Source organism: Streptacidiphilus albus JL83, assembly GCF_000744705.1.
Classification (GTDB): domain Bacteria; phylum Actinomycetota; class Actinomycetes; order Streptomycetales; family Streptomycetaceae; genus Streptacidiphilus; species Streptacidiphilus albus.
In genome coordinates this window covers 9,752,404-9,768,215 of sequence record NZ_JQML01000001.1, presented here as the reverse complement: position 1 = coordinate 9,768,215, position 15,812 = coordinate 9,752,404, and the positions used below count along the sequence as shown (strand labels likewise).

The 15,812-nt window shown below is 69.6% G+C and carries 16 protein-coding genes and 2 pseudogenes; 9 read left to right on the top strand and 9 right to left on the bottom strand.

The window, feature by feature from the left end; all coding sequences use genetic code 11:
• Positions 1 to 136: 136 nt before the first annotated feature.
• The 3 genes from BS75_RS42410 to BS75_RS42400 all read right to left on the bottom strand — a co-directional run bounded on the left by BS75_RS42410 (position 137) and on the right by BS75_RS42400 (position 3,075).
• Positions 137 to 1,015 carry a LysR family transcriptional regulator gene (locus BS75_RS42410; protein WP_034092031.1) on the bottom strand — a complete coding sequence of 293 codons (879 nt, stop codon included), beginning with the start codon at positions 1,013 to 1,015 and terminating at the stop codon, positions 137 to 139.
• A 131-nt stretch (positions 1,016 to 1,146) separates the two neighbouring features.
• Complete coding sequence (locus BS75_RS42405; protein WP_034092030.1) at positions 1,147 to 2,004, bottom strand: NAD-dependent epimerase/dehydratase family protein; 858 nt, start codon at positions 2,002 to 2,004, stop codon at positions 1,147 to 1,149.
• A 564-nt stretch (positions 2,005 to 2,568) separates the two neighbouring features.
• Positions 2,569 to 3,075: a hypothetical protein gene (locus BS75_RS42400; RefSeq protein WP_052070473.1), complete on the bottom strand. Its 507-nt coding sequence runs from the start codon at positions 3,073 to 3,075 to the stop codon at positions 2,569 to 2,571.
• Positions 3,076 to 3,212: 137 nt separating this feature from the next.
• On the opposite strand from BS75_RS42400, the gene BS75_RS42395 reads away from it, so the two are divergent.
• Together BS75_RS42395 and BS75_RS43755 are read left to right on the top strand one after the other, a co-directional pair.
• Positions 3,213 to 3,845 (top strand): class I SAM-dependent methyltransferase, encoded by a 633-nt coding sequence (locus tag BS75_RS42395; RefSeq protein WP_034092029.1) that lies wholly within the window; start codon positions 3,213 to 3,215, stop codon positions 3,843 to 3,845.
• A gap of 1,096 nt (positions 3,846 to 4,941) precedes the next feature.
• Positions 4,942 to 5,148, top strand: a pseudogene (locus BS75_RS43755) (VOC family protein); the annotation flags it as partial.
• 208 nt (positions 5,149 to 5,356) lie between these two features.
• Here BS75_RS43755 and BS75_RS42385 read toward each other — a convergent pair.
• Positions 5,357 to 5,872, bottom strand: a complete 516-nt coding sequence (locus BS75_RS42385; RefSeq protein ID WP_034092028.1) for a hypothetical protein — start codon at positions 5,870 to 5,872, stop codon at positions 5,357 to 5,359.
• 251 nt (positions 5,873 to 6,123) lie between these two features.
• Here BS75_RS42385 and BS75_RS42380 point away from each other — a divergent pair, with 251 nt between their 5' ends.
• On the top strand, positions 6,124 to 6,870 hold the full coding sequence (locus BS75_RS42380; protein WP_034092027.1) for a phosphotransferase family protein: 747 nt from the start codon (positions 6,124 to 6,126) through the stop codon (positions 6,868 to 6,870).
• Positions 6,871 to 7,169: 299 nt separating this feature from the next.
• Here the strand turns inward: BS75_RS42380 and BS75_RS42375 are convergent, their stop codons facing one another.
• Positions 7,170 to 7,646 carry a hypothetical protein gene (locus BS75_RS42375; protein WP_152645968.1) on the bottom strand — a complete coding sequence of 159 codons (477 nt, stop codon included), beginning with the start codon at positions 7,644 to 7,646 and terminating at the stop codon, positions 7,170 to 7,172.
• Between the two features lie 137 nt (positions 7,647 to 7,783).
• Here BS75_RS42375 and BS75_RS42370 point away from each other — a divergent pair, with 137 nt between their 5' ends.
• Entirely contained in the window at positions 7,784 to 8,356 is a 573-nt protein-coding gene (locus BS75_RS42370; RefSeq protein WP_034092025.1) for a hypothetical protein, read from the top strand.
• Positions 8,357 to 8,478: 122 nt separating this feature from the next.
• The gene (locus BS75_RS42365) at positions 8,479 to 8,916 is read left to right on the top strand and encodes a hypothetical protein (protein WP_034092024.1); all 438 of its coding nucleotides are present in this window, start codon (positions 8,479 to 8,481) and stop codon (positions 8,914 to 8,916) included.
• 190 nt (positions 8,917 to 9,106) lie between these two features.
• Here the strand turns inward: BS75_RS42365 and BS75_RS42360 are convergent, their stop codons facing one another.
• The gene (locus tag BS75_RS42360) at positions 9,107 to 10,009 is read right to left on the bottom strand and encodes a LysR family transcriptional regulator (protein ID WP_034092023.1); all 903 of its coding nucleotides are present in this window, start codon (positions 10,007 to 10,009) and stop codon (positions 9,107 to 9,109) included.
• A 113-nt stretch (positions 10,010 to 10,122) separates the two neighbouring features.
• Between BS75_RS42360 and BS75_RS42355 the strand changes: the two genes are divergently transcribed.
• The 3 genes from BS75_RS42355 to BS75_RS42345 all read left to right on the top strand — a co-directional run bounded on the left by BS75_RS42355 (position 10,123) and on the right by BS75_RS42345 (position 12,000).
• Positions 10,123 to 10,935, top strand: coding sequence for an inositol monophosphatase family protein (locus BS75_RS42355; RefSeq protein WP_034092022.1), 813 nt, complete (start codon positions 10,123 to 10,125; stop codon positions 10,933 to 10,935).
• Between the two features lie 57 nt (positions 10,936 to 10,992).
• On the top strand, positions 10,993 to 11,640 hold the full coding sequence (locus BS75_RS42350) for an NADPH-dependent F420 reductase (protein ID WP_034092021.1): 648 nt from the start codon (positions 10,993 to 10,995) through the stop codon (positions 11,638 to 11,640).
• A gap of 177 nt (positions 11,641 to 11,817) precedes the next feature.
• On the top strand, positions 11,818 to 12,000 hold the full coding sequence (locus tag BS75_RS42345) for a hypothetical protein (RefSeq protein ID WP_034092020.1): 183 nt from the start codon (positions 11,818 to 11,820) through the stop codon (positions 11,998 to 12,000).
• Positions 12,001 to 12,215: 215 nt separating this feature from the next.
• Here BS75_RS42345 and BS75_RS42340 read toward each other — a convergent pair whose 3' ends face one another.
• The gene (locus BS75_RS42340) at positions 12,216 to 13,082 is read right to left on the bottom strand and encodes a CPBP family intramembrane glutamic endopeptidase (RefSeq protein WP_081983143.1); all 867 of its coding nucleotides are present in this window, start codon (positions 13,080 to 13,082) and stop codon (positions 12,216 to 12,218) included.
• Positions 13,083 to 13,311: 229 nt separating this feature from the next.
• Between BS75_RS42340 and BS75_RS42335 the strand changes: the two genes are divergently transcribed.
• Complete coding sequence (locus BS75_RS42335; RefSeq protein ID WP_034092019.1) at positions 13,312 to 13,749, top strand: DUF6228 family protein; 438 nt, start codon at positions 13,312 to 13,314, stop codon at positions 13,747 to 13,749.
• A 212-nt stretch (positions 13,750 to 13,961) separates the two neighbouring features.
• Here BS75_RS42335 and BS75_RS49750 read toward each other — a convergent pair.
• Positions 13,962 to 14,354 (bottom strand): annotated as a pseudogene (locus BS75_RS49750) (MmyB family transcriptional regulator); the annotation flags it as partial.
• A gap of 170 nt (positions 14,355 to 14,524) precedes the next feature.
• Positions 14,525 to 15,811 (bottom strand): serine hydrolase domain-containing protein, encoded by a 1,287-nt coding sequence (locus BS75_RS42325; protein WP_081983142.1) that lies wholly within the window; start codon positions 15,809 to 15,811, stop codon positions 14,525 to 14,527.
• Position 15,812: the final 1 nt, after the last annotated feature.

Below are 15,812 nucleotides of genomic sequence, written 5' to 3'. Positions count from 1 at the left end.
CCGCGTCCAGGGGCTCGGCGCCGAACGATGAGTCCGGGGTGACGGGCGGGATCAGTCTCGCCGTTGCCGGCCGGAGCACCCCACCCGCCGCCCCTCAGCGGGCGGCGATGGCGGCACGTCCGTGTCGGGTGGGCAATCATGATGCGGTGGGCGGTGGTGCCAGGGCTTGTGCCATGTCGGCGAATTCGCGGATGAGCCCGGAATCGCGGGTGGCGGACCAGGCCAGGCAGACCTGCCCCGGGCCGAGGCCCTCGACCGGCCGGGCAACGACGTCGGCGCGTGTGTAGAAGGTCGCGGTGGACAGCGGGATCACGCAGATGCCCGCGCCGACGGCAACCAGTTCGAGCTTTTCCTCGACGCTGTGGATAGGGGGAATGTCGGAGCGTTCGCCGGTGCGCAGTTCCTGCGCGATGTCGCGCCACTCCGGTACGGCGTCCGGGTCCTGGAGGAGGTGCTCGCCCGCGAGGTCGGCGACGGTGAGGGCCGGCTTGTCGGCCAACGGATGGTCCGTCGGCAGCACCACGACGCGCGGTTCGCTGAACAGTGGCAGTACGCGCAGCCCCTTCTGATCGATCGGCAGACGCACGATGCTGACGTCGGCCCGTCCGTCGCGCAGGACCTCGACCTGGTCCTCCCAGCCGGTGCGCAGCAGCCGCACGTCGAGTCCGGGATGGCGGGCGGTGAGCGCCCGCACGCCGGGGGTGACGGTGATGCCGGGCATGAAGCCGACGGTGAAGACCCGTGCGGCGGCGGCTGCGGCGGTGACCCGGCGGACCACGGCCTCGGCCGCCGAGAGGAGCGGGCCCACGTCGTCGAGGAGCTGGGCTCCGGCGGGCGTGAGGACGGTGCCCCTGCGGTCGCGGCGCAAGAGAGTAACGCCCAGGTCGCTTTCCAACGCGCGCACTTGGCGGGAGAGGGCCGGCTGGGCGATGTGCAGTCGCTCGGCGGCGCGGCCGAAGTGCAGTTCCTCGGCGACCGCCGCGAAGTACCGCAGTTTGCGCAGGTCGATGTCCATACCGTTGCCGTGTCCCGTCCTGTCCTGATCGGTGTCCGTACCCCCCGTGATACCCCATGGGATCCCGTGGGGTGCCGCTCCCGGCGGAAGCTCGCCCGGTCGGCGAGGGGAACGGCCACCGGGGGCGCGGTTCAGCCCTGGGCGAGGAGGGACAGGGGGTCGGTGTGCGTCGGGGTCCAGCCGAGCTGATCGCGCGCGCGGGCCGGAGTGAACTGCTGGTCCAGGGCGAAGGCGTCGGCGACGGCGCCCATGGCCGCGCGTGCCTCCTCCAGAGTGATGGAGACGGTCTTGCCGCCGAGACCCGCTCCCCGGCTGATGGCTTCAGCGCACTCCCGGGCCGTGGGATCGACTCCCCCGACGCCGGCGTAGACGGCGCCGGGCCGGGCCCGCAGCGCGGCCACGTACAGTTCCGCGAGGTCGTCGACGTGGACCAGAGCCCAGTGCTGCGAACCGTCTCCGATGTAGGCGATGACGCCCGCCACCATGCCCGGACGGGTGAAGAAGGCATCGATGAGCCGGTTCTCGCCGCCGTACAGCAGGCCGGGCCGGACCACGACAGGACGACCTCCGCGCGCGGCGCGGGCGAGGACGGCATCCTCGACGGGGCGGCGCCAGGCGACGAGGGCCGGTGGATTCCACGGGGCGTCCTCGTCGACGACGCCGTCGGTGTCGCCGTAGACCCAGGTACCGCCGGTGTGCACATAGGGGCCGGCGCCGATACCGTCCTGCATCGCGTCGGCGGCGGCGAGATCCTCCGCGCCGGTGGCCGCCTGGGCGAGGTGAATGACGGCTTCGGCCTGCGCTGCCGCCTCATTGAGCACGTCCAGGTCAGCCAGGCTGCCCGTGACCGGATCCGCCCCGTGCGTCCGTACGGTCCGGGCAGCGTGCTCGTTGCGGGCCAGGGCGCGCACGCTGTGGCCGTGCCGTGTCAGCGCGCCGATGGTCGCCTTGCCGATGTAGCCGGAGCCGCCGGTGACAAAGACCCTCATGACGTTGTTCCTCTCGTTTCGGGTTCGCTTTCAGCCTGCGCCGGCGCCGGTGCCGGCGTCCAAGACCTGTTCCGGCGCCTGTGATGCCGTCCGAGCATCACGGTTGCTGCCGCGCCTGAGCCACACGGCGGGTCCGGAGGACCCGCCGTTGTGGCGAGTCGGGTTCCATCAGCACCAGCCCGCCTGTCACGAGGCCGACCGCGCAACCGGGCTCACGCGTCGGGTGACAGTCACCGCTCCGATTGCACCGACGCAGCCCGAGCCGGTCGGCGACGACGACCATCGCTACGAGGCGCACAGGGGCTGCCGACCACGACGGCCAGGACGGCGCGGAAGTCGCCAGCCCCGGCCCCGCCTTCGGCTTCGGCTTCGGCGGGAGGGACCGCACTTGATGTATCCGTGCCGCCGTAAACGCCGCCCTCACCGAACCGCAACGCAACGCACCGCACCGCACCGCACCGCGCCGCACCCACGTCGGAATGCGCCCCGCCCGGAGCACTGCGGTCCCCAGCCGACAGCCCCGGCAACAGGCCGTCTACGACCGGGGCCGCAGCGTTGGTCCCGTCAGGTCCGGCTGGACCACAGGGCCGTGCCCGAGCAGTTGCCACCGGCCGCGTAGACAACCAGATTACCGTCGAGCTGGAAGCACAGGTAGGCGCCGGAGTGCCCGTTCGTCTTCGTGGACCACAGCGGTGTCTGGTTGCTCTGCCGGTAGACGACGAAGTTCCCGTCGGTCTGCATGACGTCGTACGCGGCGGCGCCCACGTCGGTGTTGCTTGCCCAGATCGCCTGGGTGGGATTGGCGCCGTTGACGTCCGAGTAGATGACGAGATTGCCGTCGCCCTGATTGACCAACTCGTACGCGTAGTTCCCCACGCAGTCCGCGGTACCCGAGCCATAGGTGGTGCCGGGGGCGTACTTGAAGTCCGACGTGTTCACACCGCACGGGTACGGGAACGGAAAGCCATCGGGGCGCATCGTGGATGCGTCGGCCGTCGCCGGCAGGGCGAAAGCAGCCGCAGCGGCGGCCGCCATGGCGACGGCGAGTCCGGTGGTGCGTGCCAGCTTCATGATCCTCATTTCACTGATGTCCAGGACGAGTTGTGCATTCGAGACCTATACGCCTGAGCTCCGCGACGGGTTGCATCCGACTTTCGGACCGTCGCCCTCGAAACCGACGCCGACGCTGTACGACATACGGTGGAGCGATGACCTCGGGCTACTGGAACCACAACGTTCACTACCACCCGCTCGTGCTGGACGCCGTGCCGGACGGTTGCCGTACAGCATTGGACGTGGGATGCGGCGAGGGACTGCTGGTGCGCAAGCTGGCCCGGCAAGCCCAGTCAGTGACCGGTGTGGACAGCTCCGGCGAGATGATCCGGCTGGCCCGTGAACGCAGCGCAGGTCTGAGCGGAGTGACCTTCCTGGAGGCGGACTTCCTCGGCGGAGCTTCGTGCGGTCCGCTTGCCGCAGGTGCATATGACTTCGTCTGCGCCGTGGCGGTAGTTCATCACGTCGAGTTCGAACGGGCGGTCGAGGCCATGATTCAACTGCTCGCGCCTGGCGGACGTCTGGTGATCATCGGCTTGGCCCGCAACCGGACGCCGCAGGACTGGATCATCAGCGGCGCGGGAGTCCCGGCCGCGCGGTTCAACGCCCGCCGCCACGGGGGCAAGACCGACCCGGACGGCATGCCCGTCCGGATGCCGACCATGGCCTGGGGCGAGGTTCACGAAGAGGCGAAGCGACTGCTGCCCGGCTGCCACTTCCGTCGCCATCTGCTGTGGCGCTATTCGCTCATCTGGGACAAGCCCACCGACGGGCGAAATGAGTCATGACTGGGGAAGAGGGCAAGTTTCCAGGGATCGCCTGCACGCGTGGGACGTTCGAGCTTGCGGCGCTCCTTGGCGATGGCCCCCAACCAGGCTCGGGCATAGCGGTCGAGGTCCACGTCGGTCAGCCGGACGCGACGCGGTCCGGCTGCCCTCACCCTCTGGGCGGTTCCTCGCAAAGCCAGCGGTCCAGCGGCCGGGATCCGCTGGCTTCCGTGGCTTCTCGACCGGGTCAGGTCATGATGCAGTGCCAGTCTGGCTAGGGACGTGGCCCCTGATCCTGCCGCACTGCCCGGAGCTCTTCGTTGAGCCGTAGGGCTTCTTCGAGTGCGTTCGGTACCACGTCACCTCGTTGTCTTGGAACACGCGTCGAGGGGCCCTGGCGCCTACCGGCTCCAGGGCCCCAATGGGGATAAGACACACCATCAACCGGCAAACCTTCACCGGCCCTACCTGTCCGCACCTCAACACGGGGGATTGAGAGGGGTGCGGGACTCGCCGCTGCGTGACCTGGGACCTGCGGTCCTTCAGTCGGCGTCCAGTGCCTGCCCGACCCGGAGGGCCGTGCGGGCGGTCCCGATGGCGCTCCTTTCCGTTGATCGTTGTCATGCGACATAAGGGGCCCTACGGATACTGCTTCCAGCACATGCGTACTACTGCGGCCCTGGGCCGCCCGGCCCGGCAGCCAGCCCCGGGACCACCGACGAAGACATCGGCCCCGTGACTCCCCTGCCGTTCCGTACACCTCGCGCGGCAGTTCGTGTCTGCCGCGCCCCACTGACTTCCTTGGCTACGAGAGAAACCCTAACCGCATGGATCCACGAATGTCTACTCCAGCCACGATAGATTTTCTCGTGTCGAGCCGTGACGCCACGACCACGGAGCAGCGCCCCGACCCCGGCCGCAACGTCGCAACACCGAGGCGGGCATCGCTGCCGTGCGGTGCGTGCCTGAGGCCGTCAGTCGGCGCGCCGCGGGAGGATCACGGTTGCCGAGTACGGCGCGGAGGTGACCGGCGCAGGGCCGGGATTCGAGGTGATCGCGGTGTCACCCGGTTGCCGGCCGAGGGTACGGACGGCGCGGTAGCCGCAGTACCGGGCGCCCCCAATGGCCCGACCAGACAGTTCCGCAGCAGTTCCACCTCGACTTCGTGGTGCCGGACTTCGACGAGGCCGAGGCCCAGTTGCTGGCGCTGGGCGCACGCAAGCCTGATCACCAGCCGGGAGAGGGCAAGTGGTGGCGGGTCCTCACTGATCCCGCTGGGCATCCCTTCTGCCCGGTCATGGACGAAGAGGGCAAGCCGGCGTAGTTCCGAACACCTGCTGAAACCGGGGTCCGTCCCGGCTCAGGTCGCTGCCGGCCTCCCTCGCCCCGCACTCTGGAATGGAGCTCCGGAAGGGTCGAGGGCCACGTCAACAGGGCCGAGATGCTCATGCGGACATGTTCGGCAGGGTCTCGTTCCGGCTCCTCCGGATCCGCATCCTCACACCTCCTTGAGTTGTCGGACGGTCACCTGATCAGTCGTCGGCCGCGACGAGGAGAGTCAGGGTCTGCCGATCGTCGTCGATGGCGACGAACTCGTGGAAGTCGATGTGAATCCCGCCCCAATCATGGAAGGCGGCAGTGCCCAGGTCCCGGAGACGGTAGAGACGACTGGCCGAGGTCACCGTCGTGAAGAGTGAGGCTTCGAGTGCGGTCTCCAGCGAGTCCGGAAGGTCACCGTGCTGGTTCGCCCACCGCCTCAGCACCTGCGCAGCCTCTGTGTGCGTGACTGGTTGGTAGGCGTTGGAGCTGACGGTGCGGAGCCAGTAGGGGCCGTGGCGAGTACCGCCGCGATCGACGCCACCTCCTGCGTAGTCATCACGGAACTGCTCGTGGGCAACGACAGCGACCAGCAAGTCGACATCCCGACTGCCTTGCGCGAAGCGAAAGGACTTCAAGTCGATCCAGCGACAGCTGTGGCCGCCTCCCTCGGGGAACGGATGGTCCCGGAAGTTCACGAAAGCCAGGTCAACGAAGTAGAGCTCGGTCACCGCAGCACGCTACCCCGACTCCGACAACGCTCCGGGGCGGCATCACGGACTTCCGATCGGAGTGGAAATCACAGATCCCCTGCAGATCGGCCCGCGAGCGCCGCCCGGTCCGGAACGCGCAGGCGTCCGGGGTGACGACGACGGCGCTCGGAGACACAGGAGGCCACCGGGAAGCGGGACGTGGTCAGCCGCGCAATCGCAGGTGACAAACCGGGCGACGTCGGCGTTCGTCCCCGGGATACTGGTCGCCCATGGATGAGGTCAAAATCGTCGTCGCCCATTCCGAGCGCGCGACTCTGTGCGTCGGTGACGTGTTCCTGAAGGTGGACGCCGATCAGGCGCGCATCGACGTCGAGGTCGAGGCGATGTCCCTGGCGCCGGTCCCCACCCCGAAGGTCCTGTGGCGCAAGCCGCCGGTGCTCGCGATCGCCGCGCTCCCGGGTACGACGCTTGGGCGCCTCGGCGGGCCGTCGACCGGGTCGCCGGCGGCCTGGGCCGCAGCGGGCGCCGCGATCCGGAAGCTGCACGAAGCACCGCTGCCGCCCCGCCTGGGCCGGGCCGGGCGGAGCACCGTCGCGCTGGCGGCGGAACTCGACGACGAGTGCGCCCTGCTCGTGACGAACGGTGTCCTGCCCGCTGACCTGGTCACCCGCAACCGCCAGGTCGCGGAGGCCGCGCTCCGGCCGTGGACTCCGGCGTTCACACACGGCGACCTGCAGATCGCACACGTCTTCGTCGACGGCGACGAGGTCACCGGCATCATCGACTGGTCCGAGGCGGGCCAGGGCGACGCCCTGTACGACCTCGCCACCTTCACGCTCGGACACGAGGAACATCTCGGAGACGTCATCGCCGGCTACGGCACCGCCATCGACCTCGACGTGATCCACGCGTGGTGGTCGTTGCGGAGCCTGCTGGCAGTTCGCTGGCTGATCGAGCACGGCTTCGACCCGTTCGCGCCGGGCTGTGAGGTCGACGTACTGAGAGCCCGGATGTGAGGCTGCGCGGCTGGACCGGGGCTCCCCGCGAGCGGTAGACCTGTGTGTCGGTCACCTGCTGGCACATCCGGGGTGGCCCCTGGAACCACCTGGTCATGCGCTGGTACCCGCAGGCCAAGGGCGGTTCGGACGCGCTCTGGGACAACGGCGAGGCACCGATGGGCGACCTGGGTCCGCCTGCGAGCCGGGCCCTGCAGTTCTCCCCCGCCCCGGCCAACGCCCTCCGCACCACCCACTTCTCGACTCTGCTGTGGACGTCGAAGAACTGCGCTCGTGTCCTCTCCTGCGCCCAGGCCCAGCTACCTCTCCTGCGTGAACGCGTCCGGAGCGAAGCAGGCCGGTCGGCCATCGGCGAGCAGTTCGTCCAGGTGGGTACGGGCTCGTTGGTCGCCCCGATCGGCCGCGGCGTGGTAGAGCCGACGCGCGCCCGTCGGGTCGCCCATGGCGAAGGCGAACTCGGCCAGCCAGAACCACGCCGGGGCCCGGAGCTCCGGCTGACGGTCAGGCAGGTCCCGGAGCCAGGCGACGCACTCCTCGGCGAGGTCGGTGCGCGCGTCGTGGCGCAGCCGGTGCCAGAGGAAGTCGGCGTAGTCGTCGAGGGCCTCGCGATGGCCCAGTTCCGCTGCTCGGCGCACCAGGTCCAGCCCTTGACGCACCGGGTTGTCCAGCACCAGCCGGCCGGCCTCGTCCGAACGGGGACTGTGCCAGACCAGCCCCCATCCGCGCTCGTACATCGCTCCTGCGGACTGACCGTCCTGCCCCGTGCTCTGTGGCATGACCACGATCCTAGGCGGCCACGGGCGGGTCCGCTCCACCGTCGGTGCTCCTGCCCGTTCCGTCCCCCCGATGCGGAGGGCGGCTTGTCACTTCGCTAGGCTCACGCGGCATGGAAGACCAGGGCATACCGGCTGAGGTGGCACTTCGGCGTTCGCGCCGCAGCGGGGCCGCGTGGGCGGTCGGGCTGCTGGCGGCCGAGTTCGGGATCGCGCTCATCGTGCGGCCCGACCCGAACCCTCCGGTTCTGATCGGCCCGGTGTCGATCTTCGCCGGGCTACTCGCCGCCGCCTTCCCCGCGCGCTGCAAGGCCACCGGACCGATCCGGCACACCGCCGCCGGCCGGATCACAGCCCGGACCTCCACCGGCGAACGCACCATCGACCTGCACCAGATCAGACGCGTCTCCAGCTTCCGCATCCCCCAGTGGTGCAAAGCGCCTGTCGAGGTCCTGGTCGTCAAAGACCGCCACGGCGTCAGGCTCGGCCTGACCGACCCCCACGACCACCCCTTCGTGAAGACAGCGCTCAAACGCCAGGCGAGGAACCCCGAGACACCCGCCCCCCGTATCACCCGACGTACCCGCCGGATCCTGGACACCGGAACGCTGCCGTGGTGGCGGTCGGCCCTGAGCACCCTCGGCACCCTCACCTACGGCATCACCGTCAGCCTGGCCTTCCTGGTCCTCGCCGTCATGCTCGCCTCCACCTGACCAACCCGACGGACGGACCAGCCCTTCGCGACGGCGCTGTCGCCGTGAGCGGCTGTGTCATGATGCCCAGTCGGCTCGCTCGTGCCGGCCGTTCGGTGCCCCAGAAGGTGCAGGCAGAAGCGATGGGCCGGAAGCGCAGACGCAGGCGGCCTTCGGCAGCACCCGCTGCATCCAGCCCGTACTCCTTCGGCGACCACCTCGGCGCAGCCGTCACCGCGCTCCTCGGCTGCATCCTGTGCTTCGTTCTCGGCGGAGTCGACATCGCACCTGCCTGGGCCGCGCACGAAGGCCACGGCACCCGAGGCACCTGGACAGCGACGGGCAACAACTGCGCCAGGACCTGCGACTGGGTCGACACCTTCACCCCGACCGCTGCCGGCACCGCCAAACGGGACGTCAAGGACGACGGCGCAGACTCCGAGGTGACCGTCGGCACCCGCCTCCCCGCCGTGGACACCGGGGCGCAGGAGCGCCGAACACCGTCGACCCGGTGGGCGGCGGGGACGACTGGATCGAGTCACTCGCCCTTCTCGCAGCAGGAACCCTCGGACTCGCGCTGACCCTGTGGTCCCTCGTCCTGCGCCTTGCGTTTCGCCGGCACCGGTCGCGCCAACGCCGAACAGTGCTCACCGGACACCTGCCCAAGCCCGCGAAGACCCGCTGACCCGCTGACCGGCCGACCGGCCGGGCAAGGGCCCAAGGGGAGGCGTTGGACGCTCAATCCGCAGGAGTGAGGCAGCGTCGGGGTTCTCACGGCCGGAAGAGCGCCTGGACGGTCTGGGTGGCCAGCTCGCGCAGCCAGGTGTGGGCGTGGTCGTTGTCGTACCGCTGGTGCCACACCAGGTGGAGCGGGATGGCGGGCATCTGCACCGGCAGTGGCAGTGTGAGCAGGCCCAGTCGGTCCCTGGCCGCGCGGGTCACCGCGTCCGGCAGGGACACCACCAGGTCTGAGTGGAGGGCGAGTTGGAGCGCGGTGTCGGTGGTCAGGCCGGCGGCGACCACGCGGCGGTCGAGGCCGTGCCCGGCCAGCACGTCGTCGACCGGGTCGCGCAGGCGTCCGCGCCGCGAGACGGTGACGTGTTCCGCGGCCGCGTAACGGTCGGCGCTCACAGGACCGTCGGCAAGCGGGTGGCCGGGTCGGACGGCGACGACCAGCCTGTCCTCGCCGACGAGGCGGCAACGGATACCGGGCAGCGTCGGCCGGGTGGAGCTGGATTCGAGGTCGACCTCGCCCCGGCGCAGTTCCGGGGTGTCCGATCCGGGCTCGGCGGGGAGGCGGAGCCGGACGCCGGGGGCCTGACGGTGGACGGCGGTGATCAGGGCCGGGCCGCAGGCCGCCGTGAGGGCGTCGTGCCAGCGCACCGTGAACACCCGCTCCAGTGTGGCCAGGTCCACGTCCTGCTCCGGGGACAGCAGTTGCTGCGCCTGCTGGACGAGGTCGTGGACCTGTGCCCGGATCGCCTGGGCGTGCGCGGTGGGGACCATGCTGCGGCCGGTGCGGACCAGGATCTGGTCTCCGGTGGCCTTGCGGATGCGGCCCAGTGAGCGGCTCATCGCCGGCGCGGTGACATGGAGGCGGGCCGCTGCACCGGCCACGCTGCCCTCTTCCAGCAGCGCATCCAGGGCCGTGAGCAGGTTCAAATCCAGTTGCATGGCAGTAACTCTACAAGTGCAAAGCATGCACTTGCTGTTAATCGTCAGCCTGCCTACCGTCGAGGTGCGGGCGCGGACAACCCCCCGCATCGATCTGATCCAGGGAGCCGACCATGTCCTCAGCCATGTCCTTCGCCGCTGAATCCACGCTCATGCCCGAGGTGGCCGCCGCGGTGACGGCCGCCGGCGCGACGCTGCTCGACCGCTACACCCAGCACGCCCGGGGCGTGGAGCTGAGCGAGGTCGTCGAGGAGATCCACGCCAACGACGACGCCGTCCTGGCCGTGCTGCGCGAACCCCTGCTGCGGGCCCGGCCCGGATCGATGTGGGCCGAGGACGAGTTGGCCGGCGGCGCGCTCCCGCAGGGGGAATGGTGGGTCGTCGACCCGGCCGAGGGCAACATCAACCACGTCCACGCCATGCCGGACTGGGCCGTCACCGCCACGCTGGTCCGGGACAACCGGCCCGTCCTCACCGTCGTCCACCTGCCGCTGACCGGCGACACCTACACCGCGACCGCCGGAGGCGGCGCCCGTCTCAACGGACGGCGCCTCAACGTGTCCGCCAAGACCGACCTGGGAGCCGCCCTGATCGGCACCGGCCAGGCCAGGCCCGGCGAGGACGGGCGCACCTTGCGCCGGATCGGCGACTCGGTCACCGCCATGCTCGTCAACGGCCTCGTCGTACGCGTCTCGGTCCCCGCCACGTTGCAACTCATCCACGTCGCAGCCGGGCGCATGGAGGCGTTCTGGCAGTTCTCCGACGTGCGCTCCGGACTGGTCGCCGGCGCCCTCCTGGTCGCCGAGGCCGGGGGTGTCGTCACCGACCTGGACGGCGAACCGTGGAGCCTGGCCGGCCGGAACTTCCTGGCCGCCGCCCCCGGCATCCACCGCGCCGCTCTGAAGGTCCTGTCCCCGATCGCCTGACCGGATTCCGGCCCTCCGCACCTGCTCATCCCGCACGAGAACCCAAGGAGCATCAGCATGACCAGCATCGGAATCCTCGGCGCCGGCCGCGTCGGCGGCAACCTCGCCCGCAAGCTCGCCGCGACCGGACACCACGTCACCCTCAGCTACCAGCGCCCGGAGGAGGAGACCGCCGCCCGCGCCGCCGGAATCGACCCCCGCATCCGCTTCGCCGACCAGCGCACCACTGCCGGCACCTCGGACATCGTGATCAACGCGACGCCCGGCCGCACCGCCCTCGGACGCCTCACCGACCTGCACGCCCAGCTCACCGGAAAGATCCTCGTCGACGTCTCCAACGCGACTCGCGACGCTGACGACGGACTGCCCGGCGAGTTGTGCTACCCGGGCAGCAGCCTCGCCGAACAACTCCAGGCCGCCCTGCCCGGCACCCGTGTGGTGAAGACCCTCAACACCATGCTGTTCACGGTCATGACGGCCCCCGGGTCCCTGGCCACCCCGCCGACCGCCTACCTCTCCGGCAACGACGAGAACGCCAAGAAGACGGTCGTCGACCTGCTCGGCGACCTGGGCTGGCAATCCGCCTGGATCGAGGACCTCGGCGGCATCACGACCGCCCGCGCCACCGAGGCCATGATCCTGCTGGTCCCCCACATCCTGCGCAGGCACGGCTTCCAGCCCTTCGCCGTCTCCGTCGCCCGCTGACCGGCTTCGTCCACGGGGACGACCCCACGGCGCAGCCACCGGGCCAAAGGTGGAGGAGGAGCCTCGCTCGCGTGCCGAAGGCAGTCCTTCTTCGTCCGCAGCGGGCTTGCCGAGGGCGCCTACGAGCCACTGGAAGGAGAGACGTGGTGCCAGACGGCGACTGCGGACTTCCAGCAGGTGGCCGGTGACAGGCACCTGCACCTGCTGTGGAGCGAGGATCCGCAGGACGTCGACGACCAGAGCGAGGAGGACGAGGACTTCATCGCCGAACTCGCCCCGTCGGAGAACCAGGGCATCCGGAGGGTGGAGCGACTCGGAGGCAACATCACTGGCAGGACGACCGCGAGCCGGAATCGCTGATCAGTGGTTGGCAACAAGTCAGCCATACCTGAAGGCAGGGCACTGGGTGGTGGCGCGGGTCGGCGTTGCGGCGGCCCCGTCCACGGCGAGTTGCGGGTGCACCGGTCCTGCGGGTCAGCGACGATTCGCGCTCCTTGACGTGGGCGGCGGAACGTCGCCGCCGCCCATCTGTCGGCCGGGGATCGAGCTGAGCCGCCCAACGCAGTCTGGACCTTCTACTGCGGGGTGGCCTGGAGCCGGTTGGCGGGGTTGATCCGGTGGCGGCGGACCAACAGGACGACGATGAGGACGACCTGGAGCAGGATGAGCAGCACCATGCCGAGCGAGACGCCGGGCGTGGGGCCGACGAGGTTGGAGATCAGGCTGGTGTCCCACAACCCGTGGACGAGCATCGGCAGCAGGATCACTCCCCCGACGCGCAGGCACAGGTAGAAGAAGAAGCCGGAGGTCGCCACGATCATGGCTTGGAGGATGGCCTGGGGTCCGGCGCTGATCGCGTTGCTGACATGAACCAGCCCGAAGATGATCGAGGAGAAGAGCGCAGTCCTGGTCTCGCTGATGCCGGCCTTGCGGAAGACCTGGACGCCGATGCCGCGGAACATCAGCTCCTCGCCGACCCCGACGAAGATCCCGAGCACGATCAGGCACAGCACCAGTGAGGTCTGCTGGTGGGCGAGGTGCCCGTAGTTGATTCCCGCGACCGCCACCACGAGCATGGAGATCGGTACCAGGCGCACCCAGCGCTGCACGGGCGCACGGTAGCGGAAGACATCGGGCCACCACCTGAGCCAGGTGATCACCGCGATGACGAACACGATCGAGGCACCGATGGGGATAAGCGCATTGTGGACCATCGAGTCCGTCGTCGGAAACTGACTCTTGGATCCCCCGTTGCCGACGTGGATGGCTGCGCCGAGCCCCTGGATGATGGCCAGATAGGCGACGACGACCAACGCGTACCCGACCCAGCCCAGCCGTCGGCCGCCGCCGGTCTCAGGTGAATGGTCCCGTGCCGGGGTTGCGCCTTCGTTCGAGGCCTCGCATGGTGTCCCGGACGCGTCCTCGTTCACCGTCGCACTCATGCCGCCGCCTCTCCCGTCCATGCCCGACACCGGGCCCTCAGCGCCGCTCGACAGCATCCAAGGTGCGCATTATATACAGCTCTTACCCTTTCATTACCAATGCCTTCTTATGAACAGTTCCTACCGGAACCATCCGGCAACGGACGGTTCAACCGGTCGTGCCACCGGCTCTCGCGCTGGGCGAGGGCAGGGTCGTGACTGGCCCTTGCCTCGCCCGTAGGCTTCGGGGGTGAGCCTGATTGAGGTAGTTGATGGGCAGGTCGAGCTGGTGGTTCGGGCGGCTGGGGGTTCCTCGGCTGCTTCCGTCCGCTTGTTCAACTGGGCCCGGTCCGACGGGTACGAGCTCGCCTTCAGTGTCGAGGTCATGGATGGCGGACTGCACGCCCTGCTCGACTCCGTATTCGTCACCGTCTGGGACAGCATGGGTGAGTTCTTCGACGGCCTCGCGCGGGACTTCCGCGGTTGGGAGGGCACGCGGGTCTGGACGAACAACCACCTGGTCGTGACGGCAACTTTCGGCTCGGGTGGGTATGTCTGCCTGGGCTGGACCCTGCGCTCGGACGTTTTCGGCAACGGGTGGGAGGCGACCGTGTCGACCGTCGTCGAGGGCGGCGAGGAGATGACAGCCGTGGCGGCCGACATGCGAGATTTCCTGGGGCAGGGTTAGCGCTGGCCCCTGGTCGGATCGGTGCACGGCCCGTCGGCAGCCGCAGCGGGGCCGACCTGCCGACCTGCCGACCTGCTGTCCCGGGCTTCTGGCTGGGGTTGGGGCGGGCTATCGCCTTCCCGGTCGGCGGGTCCCCCGAAGCGGCCTCGTCGCTGTCTGCCGAACTGACGCCACGCGGTGGGTGCTCTGGCAGCGGGGCCTCCGGAGCCGGCTCAGGCTCCGGTGCCGGCCCACTCCTGGAGTACCTTCCTGGTCGCCGCGTCGGCCGGGAAGAACATCTCGACGGTGAGCTCGAAGAGCGTGGTGTCGAGAGGCGTGCCGAACGTGCTCATCATCGTGAAGAAGGCGAGTTCGCGGCCTCCCGTGGTCGCCTTCCACGTGACGACCGGCTGGACGGGATCGCCGTCCGGGAGCAGGGACCATGAGGTGTGGGGCGGCAGTCCGGGCCAGGCCCGCGCCTCGTCAGCCAGCCGCCGAAGTGCGGCGTCGTCGGTGCGCGCGGCGGTCAGCTCAAGGTTGCGCAGCAGGTAGGGCGACCAGTCGGCGACGTTGCTGCTGCGCCCCGCCAGCCCGTCGGGATGGAGCGCGATCCGAAAGAGGCTGGGCTCCGGTCCCTGACCGAGTCCTTCGGTACTCGTGCTCGCCGGCGTAGTTCCGGCCCGGTGCCGTCATCACTTCGCGGCACCGGTCTACCGGCTCGGCGGGCGCCGCGAGCTGACGGCGACCGGCACCGGCTGCCCGTCCGCAACGGACGGGCAGCCGGTGCCGGGTACGGCTAACCGGCGTTCTCCTCCTTGGCGACCTTCACCGCGTTGGCGACTGCCAGCTTCTTCGCGGCGGGGGTGGCCGGAGTCCCGCAGAACACCGGCGTGAGAGCCAGCAGTTCGGCGGCGTAGATGTTCATGTTGTTGGACGCGTTCGCCGAGATGGTGACCTGACGCGAGCCGTTCTTGGTGGAGTAGGCGTAGGTCTGGTAGCCCTCGATGATCCCGTCGTGGCCGTACACGTCGACCCCGCAGGGGAGTTCGTACTCGCGCAGGCCGAGGCCGTAGCGGGTGGTCGAGTTGACGAACTCGGTGTTCTCCATCTGGGCCAGCTCGGCCGCCGGGAGCAGCTGCCCGGTGGTGAGGGCGCGCAGGTAGGTGTCGAGGTCCGACGTGGTGGAGATCAGCGCCCCGGCGGTCCAGAGCCAGGACGCGGTCTGGTTGGTCGCGTCAAACAGCGGCTTGGTGGCGTCGTCCTGGGTCAGGTAGCCGATGGAGTGCGTACCCGGGATGCTGACCTGCGGCACCACGAAGTAGGTGTGGTTCAGGTGCAGCGGGGTGAGGATGCGCTGCTTCAGCACCGTGGCGTAGGGAAGCCCGGTCACGTGCTCGACCAGCAGGCCGAGAACCACGAAGTTGGTGTTGGAGTAGCTGTACTCGCTGCCGGGCGTGAACTGCTGGCCGTGCCCGACCGCGTCCGCGACCAGCGCGGTCGGCTGGTAGGTCTTGTAGCGGAAGCCCTCGTATCCGGTGACTGTGTCGCCGACCAGCAGGTCGTTGGTGTAGTCGTAGAGGCCGCTGGTGTGGTTCAGCAGCTCCCGGACGGTGATCGGCGAGCCCTTCGGCAGCAGACCGGCCGGGAGGTACTCGCTGGCCACCGCGTCGAGGTTGACCTTCTTCTGCGCGACCAGCTGGAGGACCAGCACCGCAGTGAAGTCCTTGGTGATGCTGCCGACACGGAACTCGCCGCTCGGGTTGACCGCGGCCTTGGTCGCGATGTCGCCGGAGCCCACGCTGACGGTGTAGCTCTTCTTCCCGAATCCGTCCTGCACCTGGGCGAAGACGCCCGGCGCACCGGAGTTGACGACACCCTGCAGCGCCGTGCGCAACGCGGTGAGGTTGGGAGCCGGGGTCGGCGCCGGGGCTGCGGGCTTCTTGACCACGGCCGCGTCGGCCGGGGCCCCGGTCGCCAGGACCGAGGCGAGGGTGCCGGCCAGCACTGCTCCGACCAGGGCCCCCCGGGCGGTGCGGGTACGACGTCGGTACACGTACATCTCCAGTTCAACCATCGTGCTCATA